We start from the raw sequence: 14,193 nt of genomic DNA on the forward strand, positions 1-14,193 counted from the left end.
CGGGGGTGGCCGTGCCCGGGCGGTCATCGACGCCGACGATTAACACACCAGAAACATCGGAGGGTGAAGCGAGACATTAGACGCTTTCGATCGCGCTGTCTATATCTTTCAATCGATACAGCAAAAGTTCTTGCTGTCTCTACGAAAGTCGCCGGGCGCGGTACCGCAGCGCGGCCTCCACAGTGGCCGCGTGGACCGCTCTGGCCAGCCGCGATCCCCACGCCGAACGCGGTCCGGCGAAGCGCTCCTGCTCGCCCGCCGCCCGGGCGGCGACGCACACGGCGTCGGTCGGCGTGCCCGAGGCGTCGAACCCCGCGTCGCGCAGCGCCTGCACCTTCGCCTCGGTGGCGGTGGCCACCGCGTTCACCAGCGCGGCGGGCGACAGCGCCACGGGCACGGCCACCATGATGTTGATCGTGCCGGGGACGAAAGCGGCGCCGCCGGGGTTCTGGGCGTCGGCACCCGGATCGGCCAGCCGCACGGCCACGTCGGCACCCGTATCGGGAGACCGCAAGAGCGCGTGGGCACCCAGACCGGCGGGCCGCGCGGCCGCGTCGGGGGGCTGCGCGGCCCAGCCGGATACGCCGATGCCTGCCGTGACAAGGGCTTCGGCGCCGCCGTCGGTGGCGAAGCCGGCTTCGGTTACGCGGGCGGCGGTCATCAGGCCGACGCCGGGGCCGGTCAGGCCGTGCCGCTGGGCGATCTCGGCGAGGTGCCGCTCCGGGTCGAGCCGGGTGTAGCCGTGGCCGACCTGGGCGTTGAGCACCCAGGCGCGTGGACCCATGCCGCCGCCGAGTACCGCGCTGGAGATCATCTGCCAGTCGTCACCGGCCTGCCATACCAGGGCGGGCCAGGCTCCCGACTCGTCCTCGTGTGGGACGAGCAGGGCGCGTAGCAGCACGGCATCGGGGTTCGGCATCGGCACACGGAACCTTAACGTGGCCGCTCGCGCGGGCCGGAGTCCCCTTTGAGCATAGACGCTGGCCTATTACATCGAATTTGATGCACGAATAATCGATGTAATAGGCCAGTGTCTATGAGGAGCGGGGTGTGCGCGCGGGCGCGGCAGGGGTGGCGGGCGCGACCGGGGTGGAGGTGGTGGCGGAGGCGGAGGGGGTGGTTGAGGTGGTGGGCTTGGTGGGGCGGGTTCGGCGGGGTTGCGGGACGGTCGGTGCGGATGGGGTGGGTAGGGCGGGGGTGCGGGTGGGCCACCAGTTGGCGCGGCCGAGCAGGGACATCGCGGCGGGTAGGAGCAGGCCGCGTACGACGGTGACGTCGAGGAGGACGGCGACGGCCATGCCGACGCCGATCTCCTTGACGGCGATCAGCTCGCCCAGCGCGAAGCCGAGGAAGACGATGCCGATCGACACCGCGGCGGCGGTGACCACGGGGCCGGTGGCGGTGATCCCGGCCAGTACGGCCCGGTCGTTGGCGGCGCGGTCGTCGCCGGTGCGGCGGGCCCACTCCTCGCGGATCCGGGCCAGCAGGAACACCTCGTAGTCCATGGACAGGCCGAACACGAAGACGAACAGCAGCAGCGGCGTGGTCAGGTCCAGCGCGCCCCACGGCGTGAAGCCGAGCAGGCCCGAGCCCCAGCCCCACTGGAACACCGCGACCAGCACGCCGAGCGTGGCCAGCATGGTCAGCAGGTTCATCAGCAGCGCCTTGACGGGCACCACCAGTGAGCCGGTGAGCAGGAACAGCAGCAGCGCCGTCGCGACGATGACGACGCCGAGCGCGATCGGCAGCCGGTCGCCGGTGGCCTCCTTCGCGTCGATGAGCTGCGCGGCCGGGCCCGCCACCAGCACGGGCACCGTCGTGTCCAGAGCACGCACGTCGCGTACGAGCTGCTGGGTCTGCTCTCCCGCCGCCAGGCCGGGCCGCTCCACCTCGGCGACGACGACCTGCGGCGGCATGTTCTCGCGCAGGTCCACGTCGGTCACGCCGGGCAGGGCGCGGATGCGTGCGAGCAGGCTCTGCACCGCGAGGTCGGTGGCGGCGCCCTCGATGACCACGGGGACGGGCTCGGGATACTTCGCGGCGAAGTGGTGCTCGTAGGCCTCGTACGCCTGGCGGGCCTCGCTGCTCGCGGGCAGGGAGCGGGCGTCGGAGTCGGCCAGGTTCACGTGCAGCAGCGGCACGCCCAGGGTGAGCAGCGCGGCGGTCACCGCCAGCGCCACCGCCACGGGCCGGCGCTGCGCGAACGCCGCCGACCGGGCCAGCAGTCCCGGGCCGCGCCGCGCCGGACGCCGCCACACCCACGTCCTGGTGCCCGGCGCGGGGATGTGCCGGTGCGCGATCGTGATCAGCGCGGGCACCAGGGTCAGCCCGGCCACCGTGGCCAGCAGGACGACCAGCGCGCCGCCGAGCGCCATCGCGGCCAGCAGCGGATCGGCGAAGACGAACAGGCCGGACAGCGCGGCCCCGACGGCCAGCCCCGACACCAGCACGGCCCGCCCGGCCGTGGCGACCGTACGCGACAGCAGCTCCGGCAGCGGCGCGCGCGGATCGGCGGCCCGTTCCTCCCGGAAGCGGGCCACGATCAGCAGGCTGTAGTCGACGGCCAGGCCCAGGCCGAGCAGGGTGACCACGTTGACGGTGTAGTCGCTGACGCCGGTGACCCCGGCCAGGCCGGTCAGCGCCAGCAGCGTCCCCGCGACGGTGGCCAGCGCCGCGCCGATCGGCAGGCTGCCCGCGGCCAGCCCGCCCAGCATGACGATCAGCGCCCCGCAGAGCACGACCAGCGCGACCGACTCCCCGAGCGCGGCGTCGGCGATCGCCTGGTCGCCGAAGTCGCGCTCGGCCAGCAGCTTCCCGCCGACCAGCACCTGCGGCACGTCGATGCGGTGCAGCGCCGCGCTGACCTTGTCGGCCACTGCCAGCGCCTCGTCGTCGCTCAGCTGGGGCGACAGCTCGACGACGACCAGGGAGCTCTCGCTGTCGGCGGAGATCTGTGACGAGCCGGCGGTGTACGCGTCGGTGACCTTGACGACGCCCGGGATCGCCCGGATCTCGAACATGATCTGGGTGGCCTGGTTGACGAGGTCGGTCGCGAAGAAGTTCCGCCCCGACAGCACCGCGACCAGCTGCTCGCCGGTCGGGGTCAGCGCGTCGAGCCGCGCCTGCGCGACCGTCGACTCGGCGTCGGGGCGCAGGTCGTCCAGCGGTTCGGTCCTGTCGTACACCGAGCCGCCGAACACCGCCCCGCACAAAGCGATCGCGGCCCACCCCGCGATCACCGCGTACCGCCCCCGGGCGGCGATCCGACCGAGCCGTGCGAGCATCGCGTCCTCCAGGATGGCCGTGCCGCGATCCGGTGATCGCCGACGCCATGAAATACCGCCGACCGTCCGAACGCAACAGCGCGGTGCTGACCAAGCGGTAGCCGTACATCCCGGCCACCGCGCCCGGTCCCGGCCGACCCGGGGCGGCTGACGGCAATCCGATCGGATCTGGATGAGCTGTGGTCGTTCCGGCGACCACCACTCATCCAGATCGTCAGGTCATGCGCCTAGGCGGAGGGTGGAGGTGGTGGCGGCGAGTTCGGTGCGGTTGCGGACGCCGAGTTTGCGGAAGATGTTGCCGAGGTGGAACTCGACGGTCTTGGCGGAGACGCCCAGCAGCTCGGCGGCCTCCCGGTTGCTGAGCCCGCCCGAGACGGCCTGGGCGACGCGCGTCTCGGCCTCGGTCAGCCGCTGTCCGTCGGGCACGGACCCGCGCGCGGCGTGCGTCTGGGCTGGTGAGGGCGCGGACGGCGAGGTGACGGGCAGGCCGTCCTCCAGACCGGGGACGGGGCGCCGGGGCCTGGGCACGGTGACCGTGCGGCCGCCCGGTGCGCTGAGGTGTTGCAGGTCGGCCATTACCCGGGTGAGCAGCCCGGCCGCGCCGATCGCGGCGTAGCCGGTGCAGGCGGCCTCCAGCAGCCGGGTCGCGTCGGCCCGTCGTCCGAGCCGGGCGTGCTGCGCGCCGAGCAGCCAGGCCATCCGGGGCCGGGACAGCCGCTCCACGGGGCGGTTCAGCCCGGCCAGGGACGTCTCGAACCGGGCCATCGCGGCGGGGTCGGCGGGCTCGCTGATCCAGGCCCGCCAGGCGGGCAGGGCCGGTGCGCCGGGCCAGCCCAGCGGCGGGTCGGGCATGGCCGCGAGCAGCGCCGCGGCGGCGTCGGCGCGGTCGTGCAGGGCGTAGTGGGTGGCCAGTTCCCAGCGGTGCTCGAAGATGAGGCCGGAGTTGGCCCCGACGACGGTGCCGACCAGGAACTCCAGGATGCCGAGCCAGGCGTCGGTGTCGCCCGAGGCCAGGTGCAGCACGGACGCGCATTCGGCGATGTGGGCCGCGACCCAGCGCGAGCCGGACCGTGCCGCGAGGTCGCGGGCCTGGGCCAGGCAGGCCGCTGAGGCGGCCAGGTCCCCGCACATGGCCTCGACCTTGACCAGCCACGAGGTGGCCTCGGCCTCGATGTCGAGCCGCTGCGCCGCCCGGGCGAGCCGCCGCGCCTCGTGCAGTTCGGCCCGGCCGCGCAGCAGGTCGCCGCTCCAGGCGTCGCCGAGCCCGAGCATGGACACCAGCCGGGCGCGCCGGGCGGGATCGGTGTCGGCCTGGGCCACCAGGTGCGCGTACCGCGGGCGGGTCTCCTGCGGGCGCATCAGGGTGAGGCTGCCCAGCAGCGCGCACTCCAGGTAGAGCGGGTCGCTGTGCAGGCCGTGCGTCTCGATGAGCCGCTGCGCGGTCTCCAGGTGCCGGGTGGCGTGCGCTTTCCTGGTGCGTACGCCGACGACCCCGGCCACCGTGTGGAACAGTGCCTCGATCTGCGGCCGCGCCGGGTCGGAGCGCAGCGCCGACAGCCGGTCGGCGAGCGGGGCCAGGGCGGCCGGGTCGGCGGTGCGGGACACGTGGAAGAACGCCTCGGCGGTGAGCCGGGCGGCGGCCACCGGCTCGGTGGTGCGCCGCGCGGCGGCCAGCAGCCGATCGGCCTCGACATCGAAAAACACGCGCACAGAGTAGTGGGGCCGCACCAGGGATATCCCCAGGTGATTCCGGGGTTCCAGTGGCGGGAAGGCGACACCTGGCGGCATCCGGGGCGGGCCGGTGCGACCGTCGCGCCATGCATCGAAGATATTTCAGTATCGGCTCGGCGATCGCCGTGTCGGCGGCGTTCGTCCTCGGCGGCGGGGTGCCCGCGGCGGCGGCCGAGGAGCCGCGCCGGGAGCAGCGTGTGCTGCGCCTGTGCGACCCGACCGCCTGTTACGTCGCGTGGCGGGCGTACGACTCCGATCGCGACGGGGTGTGCGACGTCGACGAGGCCGCCGCGGGCACCGACCCGCACGACCCGGCCAGCCGCCCGCCGCTGCGGCGCCTCGCCGAGCTGGCCGCGGGCCGGGTGCTGCCGACGTTCGAGCACGGCGTCGGCGGGTTCGCGGTGTTCCCGGCCGAGGTGCTGGCGGCGCGGCAGCGGCTCGGCATCGACCCGCTCGGCGCGTTCGAGCTGCCCGCCCGCGCGGACACGCTGACCCGGCTCGGCATCTCCGCGCAGACGCTGGAGACGTACGGGATCTCGCTGGAGCGGGACGGCTTCTCGCTGGGCCTGGCCGGGGCGACCGCGCAGCCGGGCCTGCCGGCCGGGGTCAAGCTCGGACGCTTCGACGCGAGCCTGGTCAGCGCGGGCGGGTCCAGCACCCACTTCGCGCACGGCGGCTGGGCCGGGGCGGAGGCCGTCGGCGGCGCCATGGTCAACCGTTACCGCGACGGCAGCTCGGAGGAGGTGACCCGGGCCGACGGCAGCGTACAGATCGTGTACCGCGATGCGGCGAACACGACCACCGGAACCTGGAAGGGTCACGAGGACACCAGGGTGGACGGCGCGGCGGCGGTGGCCGAGATGCGCGGGCAGCTCTACCAGCCCGACGGCCAGCCGGAGTCGACCTACGAGGGCACGTCCCACGACGATGTCGACGGCACCGACGACGGCTACTCCGGCGTGACGGGGCCGGCCGACGGCGACGGCGGGTACGTCGACCCGGACCAGGCGTACGGCGGCATCGTCACCCAGGAACTGGTAGACGGGGTGCTGAAGCTGCGCGGCGCGGCGGCCAGCGTGGTCCAGGGCTGGCACGCTCCCGGCACCGACGGGACGCCGGACGACATCCGCGACCCGAGCACGATCATGCTGGTGGACGACACGGCGGGAAGCCTGTACGTGCTGGTCGAGCCGACCCGGCTGGCCACCGCACCGGGGCCGGAGTTCCGTCCCGATCTGCCGAACCCGCTGGACCGCATCCCGGTAGGACCGCCGGGCACGGGCGGCGGATGCAACGGTCTCTGCTGACCTGGGGGACCGGGTGGCGGTGATCGGCCGCCACCCGGCCCGGCAGGAGCAAGCTGAACCGTGCCGGGACCCTGCCCGCCCCGGCACGGTGGCGTCAGGCCGGGGTGCAGGTCGCCGTCGGGGGTGTCGGCGGGCCGGTGCCGATGACCCCGGCGACCGCTGTCGCTCCCGGCGCGAGGGCGCTGTTCCAGTCCAGGCCGGACAGGGTCGGCGTCGGGCCGCTGCCGCCGAGGACCGCGTTCCAGACCTGGCTGAGCCGCTGGCCCTGGCCGTAGGCGAGGGAGACCCGCCAGCCGGTGAGGGCAAGGGTGCCGGAGTTGCGCACGGTCACCTCGGCCTGGAAGCCGCCGTCCCACGGGCTGACCACGGTGTACGCGGCCGTGCAGCGCGCGCCGGGCGGCGCGCTCGGCGACGGTTGCGTCGAGGCTGACGGGCTGGGCCGTGGACTCGGTGACATGCTCGGCTGCGGGGACGGGTCCGGTCCAGGCCCGGGGATCGCGGGCGGGGTGACCGACAGGTAGTCCAGTTCCGCGAAGCCCTCACCCTTGGCCAGGCGTACCCGGTGCCGTCCCTGGGGCAGTGGCACGGTGACCTCGGCGCGGCGCAGGACCGCGTCCTGGCGCGGGCCGGTCAGCCACGCGCCGGTGGTCGGGTACGCGACCACGCCGCGCTCGACGCCGTCGACGAGCACCCGGTGGGTCGCCGTGCCGGGCAGGCCGTTGCCGTAGCCGACGGTCAGCCGGTAGGACCCGGCGACCGGGGCGTCCACGGTGAACTCGACCGCCGACTCCGGCTGGTCGATGCCGCCGACCAGGTCCGGGAACTCGTTGTAGCCGTAGTGCGAGATCCGCGCGGCGGTGACGACGGCGAGCTCGGCCTCGTACCGGTGGGTGTCGGGGCGTACGTCGATGAAGTCGAGCTCGGCGTGGCCGGTGCCGCGGCTGAGGCGGATCTCGTTGCGGCCCGCCGCCAGCGCGACCCGTTTCGGGGCGCTGGCCAGGGCGGAGTTCGCCCAGCCGTCGGTGGCGGGGTAGTCGGCCACACCTTGCGCGGTGCCGTTGACGGTGACGGTGTGGCTCGCGGCCGCGCCGGTGCCGTTGGCGTAGCGCACGCGCATCACGTACATGCCCGCGGCGGGCGCGTCGACGGTGAAGGTGACCGCGCTGTCGGCGAAGTCGAGGCCGCCGACGTAGGCGTCGCCGGAGGCCAGGGCGCGGCCGTCGGCGCCGTCGTGCACGACCACGTGCTGGCGGGCGGCGTTCTCGGCCTCGTACTTGGTGGGGTAGGCGGCGGGCGCGGCGGCGGGGGAGATGACGACGCGGTAGCCGTCGTGGCGGCGCATGGTGCGGATCGGCACCGTGAGGCGGCCGGACGCGTCGACCGTCATCGCCTTGTCGAACAGGCTGTACCCGCCGGTGACCGGGTCGCCGCCGCGTTCGGGGCGCGGGTCGGTGTCGGTGGGCTCCTTGTCCCAGGGCACGGTCTCCAGGCGTACCCGCACGGTGCCGGTCAGGCCGCGGGCGGCCAGGCCGGTCACCGCCACGTCGACGTCGCCGTCCTCGCCCCCGGCCAGCAGCGTGATCGTGCGCGAGGCCGCGTCCCAGCTCGCGACGCCGTCGCTGGCCTGGTAGCGGCGGGTGTCCCAGCGGCTGACGTCGAGCCGGTCGCCGCGCAGCGACTTGTACCAGCTCATCATGTGCCAGCCCGCGTTCGGCGCGAGCGTGCCCGCGACTGTCCGGCGCAGGGTGTTCCCGAGCAGGCCGGGATTGGTGTAGATGCCCATCGCGGCGTAGTCGACGCCGTAGCGCTCGAACTCGGCCCAGTGCTTGACCATGGTGCCGGGCACGCCCTCGAACTCGCCGTTGCCGGGGCCGTACTCCTCGATGACCACGGGCAGCGGGCGGCCGGGCACGCCGAGCTGGTTCTCCAGCGGCCGGTAGTAGCGCGACAGGCTCTCGGGCACGTCGCCGGGGCTCGCGCCGAGGCTGTGCCAGCCGATCATGTTCGGCACGGTGCCGGTGGCCACGGCGTTGGCCAGGAAGCCGCGCATGCGCTCCTGCAGCGCGGGTTCCCAGCCGCGGTAGTGCTCGAAGTTGGGGCCCATGATGGGCACGGTCGCGTCGATCGCGCGGATGCGGCGGAAGGTCTGCGTCCACAACCAGAAGAACTTCTGGTCGTACGTCGCCCCGGGCACGCCCGCGTCCTGGGCGAAGCCGCCCTGCAGCTTGTTGTCCGGCTCGTTGAACGGGGCCACGGCCAGCAGCACGTCCTTGTAGGCCTGGATGCCCCGGGTGGCGCTGTCGACCTTGGCGTACCAGTCGGCGGTGCCCTTCCACTGGTAGGGCCAGCCGCCCATGAGGTCGTTGTAGCGGCCGATCATCTTGATGCCCGCGGCCCGCGTCTTGGCGGCCACGGCCTCGGTCGAGGTCGGGTAGGACGCGTCGCCCTGGGCGCTCTGGTGCTGGCTGAGGTACAGCTGCGACCCTGCGGCCAGGTTCGCGGGCGTGTCGGGGGTGGACGCGACGCCGAACAGGGTGCCCAGTCCGGCCTTCTTCAGCGGGCCGCCGGGGCGGTCGGCGTACACGGTGATGACGGACTCGACGGTGGCCGCGTGGGCGGGGGCGTCCGGCTGGCCGGGCAGCAGGCCGGAGCCGAGCGCGAGGGCTGCGGCCAGTGCTGTGGCGGCGGCCACGGTGAGATGTGCGGCACGCCTTCCGGGCGGTCGCCGCCTTCGGGACAGGGACACGGGAATCCTTTCCGGGACGGAAGTGGGAGCGCTTCCAAGGCCCCAGGATTCAGTGGTGACCGGCAATCGCATAGACGTTTCGAAATGGCTTGTGGTCCGGCGCGAGCCGGACGGTGACGTACGAGCGTGACACAGCTCGCATTGGGGGGAGACGGCGTCATTCAGCTCATATACAGGGAGCACGCTGCTGCCAGTAGCCTCGCACAGGCAGGAGTCCCGGCATGGACGTGACGGATCTGGCCCGCTGGCAGTTCGGTGTCACCACCGTCTACCACTTCCTTTTCGTGCCCCTCACCATCGGCTTGGTGTTCATGGTCGCCGCTTTCGAGACGGCCTGGGTGCGCACCGGCAACGAGAAGTGGCTCAAGCTCACCAAGTTCTACGGCAAGCTGTTCCTGATCAATTTCGCGATGGGTCTCGTCACGGGCATCGTGCAGGAGTTCCAGTTCGGCATGAACTGGAGCGAGTACTCGCGCTTCGTCGGCGACGTGTTCGGCGCGCCGCTGGCCATGGAGGCGCTGGTCGCCTTCTTCCTCGAATCGACGTTCCTCGGCCTGTGGATCTTCGGCTGGGACAGGCTGCCGAAGAAGGTCCACGCGGCCTGCATCTGGGTCGTCGCGGTCGGCACCGTGCTCAGCGCGTACTTCATCCTGGCCGCGAACTCGTGGATGCAGAACCCTGTCGGTTACCGCATCAACCCCGACACCGGCCGGGCTGAGCTGACCGACATCGTCGCCGTGCTGACCAACAAGGTGGCGCTGATCACCGTGCCGCACACCGTCGCCGGGTGTTTCCTGGTCGCGGGCGGGCTGGTCACCGCGGTCGCGGTCTGGCACCTGGTGCGGCGTCCGGGGCAGGACGCCGGCACGTACCGCAGCGCGGTGAAGATCGGCGCGTGGACGACCCTGGTCGCGATGGGCGCGATGCTGCTCACCGGCGACATCCAGGGCAAGATCATGACCGAGGTGCAGCCGATGAAGATGGCGGCCGCCGAGGCGCTGTACTCCTCCGAGCAGCCCGCCCCGTTCTCGGTGTTCACCGTCGGCACGCTCGACGGCAGCCGGCCGGTCTGGTCGGTGGAGATCCCCGGCCTGCTGTCGTTCCTGGGCACGGGCAGCTTCGACGGCCGGGTCGAGGGCATCAACGACCTGCAGGCCGAGTACGAGCAGCAGTACGGCGCGGGGGACTACTCGCCGAACATCCCGCTGACCTACTGGACGTTCCGCTTCATGATCGGCTTGGGTGCGGCGGCGGCGCTGCTGGCGCTGTGGGCCCTCTGGTCGATCCGCCGCGGGCGGACGCCGACGAGCCGGTGGCTGGTGCGCGCGCTCCCGCTGCTGCCACTGCTGCCGCTGGCGGCCAACTCCACCGGCTGGATCTTCACCGAGATGGGCCGCCAGCCGTGGGTGGTGTTCGGCGAGCTGAAGACCGCCGCCGCCAACTCGCCCAACGTCGGCCCCGCCGAGCTGATCACCTCCCTGGCCGTCTTCACCCTGGTGTATGGGGTGCTCGCGTTCATCGAGGTGCGGCTGCTGCTCAAGTACGCCCGCGCCGGGCTGCCCGACGTCACGCCGCCTCCGCAGGACGAGTCCGAGCAGGACCGCCCGCTGGCCTTCGCGTACTAGGAGAGGTGCGCCATGGAACTGACCACCCTGTGGTTCCTGCTGATCGCGGGACTGTTCGTCGGCTACTTCGTGCTGGAGGGCTTCGACTTCGGCGTGGGCATGCTGGTGCCCGTGCTCGGCCGTGACGACCGGGAGCGCCGCGTCGTCATCAACACCATCGGCCCGCTGTGGGACGGCAACGAGGTCTGGCTGATCACCGCGGGCGGGGCGATGTTCGCCGCGTTCCCCGAGTGGTACGCGACGCTGTTCTCCGGGTTCTACCTGCCGCTGCTGCTGATCCTGCTGGCGCTGATCCTGCGCGGGGTCGCGTTCGACTTCCGCGGCAAGCGGCCGGAGGCGGCCTGGCGGCGGCGCTGGGACGCGTGCATCGTGTTCGGGTCGGTGGTGCCCGCGTTCGTGTGGGGCGTCGTGTTCGCCAACGTGGTACGCGGCATCCCGCTCGACGGCGGGCACAACCACGTGGGCGGCCTGCTCGACCTGCTGAACCCGTACGCGCTGCTGGGCGGGGTCACCATGACGGCGCTGTTCGTCACGCACGGGGCGATCTTCATCGCGCTGAAGACCACCGGGGACATCCGGCGGCGGGCGAACCGGGTGGCGGGCCAGGCCGGGCTCGGGGCGGCGGTGCTGGCGGTGCTGTTCCTGGGGCTGACGCTGGCCCACCGGGGCGGCACGGCCGCGGTGGTGCTGTCCGCGCTGGCGGCGGTGTGCCTGGTCGGCGGGCTGGTGGCCAACCGGGTGCGCTCGCGCACCGATGCGGAGGGCCGCCGCGAGGGCTGGGCGTTCGCGGGCACGGCGGCGGCCATCGCGCTGGCGGTCGCGTCGCTGTTCGCAGGGCTGCACCCCTATGTGCTGCCGTCGACCGTCGAGCCGGCGGTCAACAGCCTTACCGTGCTGAACGCGGCGTCGTCCGCGTACACCCTGAAGATCATGTCCTGGGTGGCCGTGGTGTTCGCGCCGATCGTGGTGCTCTACCAGGGCTGGACGTACTGGGTGTTCCGTAAGCGCATCGGTACTCAGAACATTCCGGACTGACCGGATGGGTCGAATGTGTTACGGGTCCGGCCGCAAGCGCGCGTGAGTATGTCACACATGAATCTCCATACTCAAGTCTTTCTATGTAAGGGGGTAACAGGGTATCCATAGGGTGCTCGTGGCTACCGCCACGAGAACTTTGTGGAGAGTCGGGGAGGACTCGTGAGGAAGATCCTCGCCACTGCCGGCGTGGCCGTCACCGCGGTCGCGTTCGTGGCAGTGTCAGCAACCTCGGGCGCGGCAGCGCCCGATACGGCCGCGGCGCGTGCCGCGGCCGTCGGCGCCAACGCGGCGGACATCCGCTCGTCGGCCTCGGACGGTTACACCGTCGACCGCGTCCGCAAGGACGCCAACGGCGCCACCCACACCAAGTACACCCGGACCTACCAGGGTCTGCGCGTGTACGGCGGTGACTTCGTGGTGCACACCAAGGCGGGCGGCGCCTACGCGGGCGTCTCCAACGGCCTGATCGCGCCCATCGCCGTGGCGACCACCCCGAAGGTCACCGCGGCCAAGGCGCTGGAGACGGCCAAGGCCAACTTCGCCGGCACCATCACCCAGTCGGTGGGCTCGGAGCTGTTCGTCGACGCCAGCACCGGCTCGGCCCGCCTGGCGTGGGAGACCACGCTGCACGGCTGGCTGGCCGACGGCCAGACCCCGTCGAAGCTGCACGTCATCACCGACGCGCAGACCGGCGCCCTGATCGGCTCGTTCGACGAGATCGAGACGGTCACCGGCACGGGCAACGGCATCTACACGGGCAACGTCAGCATCGACACGACGCTGTCCGGCTCGACGTACCAGCTCATCGACCCGGTTCGCGGCAACGGCCGCACCTGTGACATGAACAACGGCACGTCGACCTGTACGACGTTCACCGACGCGGACAACGCGTGGGGCACCGGGGCCAACTCCAACCGGCAGTCCGCCGGTGTGGACGCGCACTTCGGCGCGGCCAAGACGTTCGACTACTTCAAGAACGTGCACGGCCGCAACGGCATCTTCGGCAACGGCTCGGGCGTGCCCAGCCGCGTCCACTACGGCAACGCGTACGTCAACGCGTTCTGGGACGGCGCGCAGATGACCTACGGCGACGGCTCGGGCAACAGCCGCCCGCTCGTCTCCATCGACGTCGCCGGCCACGAGATGAGCCACGGCGTCACCGAGGCCCTGGCGGGTCTGGTCTACTCGGGTGAGTCCGGCGGTCTGAACGAGGCCACCTCGGACATCTTCGGCAACATGGTCGAGTTCTACGCGGCCGCGCCGTCCGACCCGGGTGACTACCAGGTCGGCGAGAAGATCAACATCAACGGCAACGGGACCCCGCTGCGCTACATGTACAACCCGACCCTGGACGGCGCGTCGCACGGCTGCTGGTCGACCAGCACCAACAGCGTCGACGTGCACTACAGCTCAGGCCCGGGCAACCACTTCTTCTTCAACCTGGCCGAGGGCACCGGCGCCACGTCGTTCGGCACCAGCCCGGTCTGCGGTTCGGCTCCGGCCGTGACCGGCATCGGCCGCGCCAAGGCTGAGAAGATCTGGTACCGCGCGCTGGACGTGTACTTCACCTCCAGCACCCGCTACGTGCTGACCAGCAACCCGGCCAACACCGCCCGCGCCTACACCCTGCGGGCTGCCACGGACCTCTACGGCACCTGCTCGGTCGAGTACAAGACCGTCCAGGCCGCCTGGACCGCGGTCAACGTGGCCGGCAGCGACACCGCCTGCCCGACCGGCAACGACTTCTCCCTCGCCGCGTCGCCGGCGTCGGGCTCGGTCAACCCGGGCAGCTCGGTCACCAGCACCATCGGTGCCACGCTGACCAACGGCAGCGCGCAGACCGTGAGCCTGTCGGCCAGCGGCCTGCCGAGCGGCGCGACCGCGTCGTTCAGCCCGGCGTCGATCTCCTCGGCCGGCGGTTCCTCCACGCTGACCATCGCCACCAGCGCGTCGACCCCCTCGGGCACGTACGCGGTGACGGTGACCGGCACGGGCGCCAGCTCGACCCGGACCACCACGTACAGCCTGACCGTGAACGGCGCGCCGGGCTGCTCGGGCACCAACCCGACCGACGTGACGATCCCGGACAACACGACGGTGACCAGCACGATCGCCATCTCGGGCTGTGCCCGCAACGCGTCGGCCACCAGCGCGGTCGCGGTCAACATCATCCACACCTACAAGGGTGACCTGGTCGTCGACCTCGTCGCGCCGGACGGTTCGGTGTACAACCTGCACAACCGGACCGGCGGCAGCGCCGACAACATCAGCCAGACCTACACCGTGAACCTGTCCACCGAGGCTGCGAACGGCACCTGGACCCTGCGGGTCCGCGACGCCGCGAGCGCCGACACCGGGCGTATCGACACATGGTCGCTGACCCTCTGACCTGATCCTCCCCAGAAGAAATGACGGAGGCGCCACCCGCACCCATGGGTGGCGCCTCCGCCCACGTCCGGGCG

Annotated in this window: 8 protein-coding genes; 4 read left to right on the plus strand and 4 right to left on the minus strand. The window is 72.1% G+C overall.

Features of this window, described 5'->3' with window-relative positions:
• Positions 1–139 precede the first annotated feature (139 nt).
• The 3 genes from HAV40_RS32710 to HAV40_RS32720 all read right to left on the minus strand — a co-directional run bounded on the left by HAV40_RS32710 (position 140) and on the right by HAV40_RS32720 (position 4,988).
• Positions 140–919: an adenosylcobinamide amidohydrolase gene (locus HAV40_RS32710; RefSeq protein ID WP_166388148.1), complete on the minus strand. Its 780-nt coding sequence runs from the start codon at positions 917–919 to the stop codon at positions 140–142.
• Between the two features lie 115 nt (positions 920–1,034).
• Positions 1,035–3,284 carry an MMPL family transporter gene (locus tag HAV40_RS32715; RefSeq protein WP_166388149.1) on the minus strand — a complete coding sequence of 750 codons (2,250 nt, stop codon included), beginning with the start codon at positions 3,282–3,284 and terminating at the stop codon, positions 1,035–1,037.
• A 219-nt stretch (positions 3,285–3,503) separates the two neighbouring features.
• On the minus strand, positions 3,504–4,988 hold the full coding sequence (locus HAV40_RS32720; protein ID WP_166388150.1) for a helix-turn-helix transcriptional regulator: 1,485 nt from the start codon (positions 4,986–4,988) through the stop codon (positions 3,504–3,506).
• A 113-nt stretch (positions 4,989–5,101) separates the two neighbouring features.
• On the opposite strand from HAV40_RS32720, the gene HAV40_RS32725 reads away from it, so the two are divergent.
• Positions 5,102–6,322 (plus strand): thrombospondin type 3 repeat-containing protein, encoded by a 1,221-nt coding sequence (locus HAV40_RS32725; protein ID WP_166388151.1) that lies wholly within the window; start codon positions 5,102–5,104, stop codon positions 6,320–6,322.
• A 94-nt stretch (positions 6,323–6,416) separates the two neighbouring features.
• Here the strand turns inward: HAV40_RS32725 and HAV40_RS32730 are convergent, their stop codons facing one another.
• On the minus strand, positions 6,417–9,014 hold the full coding sequence (locus HAV40_RS32730; RefSeq protein ID WP_203671025.1) for a cellulose binding domain-containing protein: 2,598 nt from the start codon (positions 9,012–9,014) through the stop codon (positions 6,417–6,419).
• 275 nt (positions 9,015–9,289) lie between these two features.
• Between HAV40_RS32730 and HAV40_RS32735 the strand changes: the two genes are divergently transcribed.
• From HAV40_RS32735 to HAV40_RS32745, 3 genes are all read left to right on the plus strand, one after another.
• Complete coding sequence (locus tag HAV40_RS32735; RefSeq protein ID WP_166388153.1) at positions 9,290–10,693, plus strand: cytochrome ubiquinol oxidase subunit I; 1,404 nt, start codon at positions 9,290–9,292, stop codon at positions 10,691–10,693.
• Positions 10,694–10,705: 12 nt separating this feature from the next.
• Complete coding sequence (gene cydB, locus HAV40_RS32740; RefSeq protein WP_166388154.1) at positions 10,706–11,728, plus strand: cytochrome d ubiquinol oxidase subunit II; 1,023 nt, start codon at positions 10,706–10,708, stop codon at positions 11,726–11,728.
• 162 nt (positions 11,729–11,890) lie between these two features.
• Positions 11,891–14,119, plus strand: a complete 2,229-nt coding sequence (locus tag HAV40_RS32745; protein WP_166388155.1) for a M4 family metallopeptidase — start codon at positions 11,891–11,893, stop codon at positions 14,117–14,119.
• Positions 14,120–14,193: the final 74 nt, after the last annotated feature.

Source organism: Catellatospora methionotrophica, assembly GCF_011297335.1.
Taxonomy (GTDB): domain Bacteria; phylum Actinomycetota; class Actinomycetes; order Mycobacteriales; family Micromonosporaceae; genus Catellatospora; species Catellatospora methionotrophica.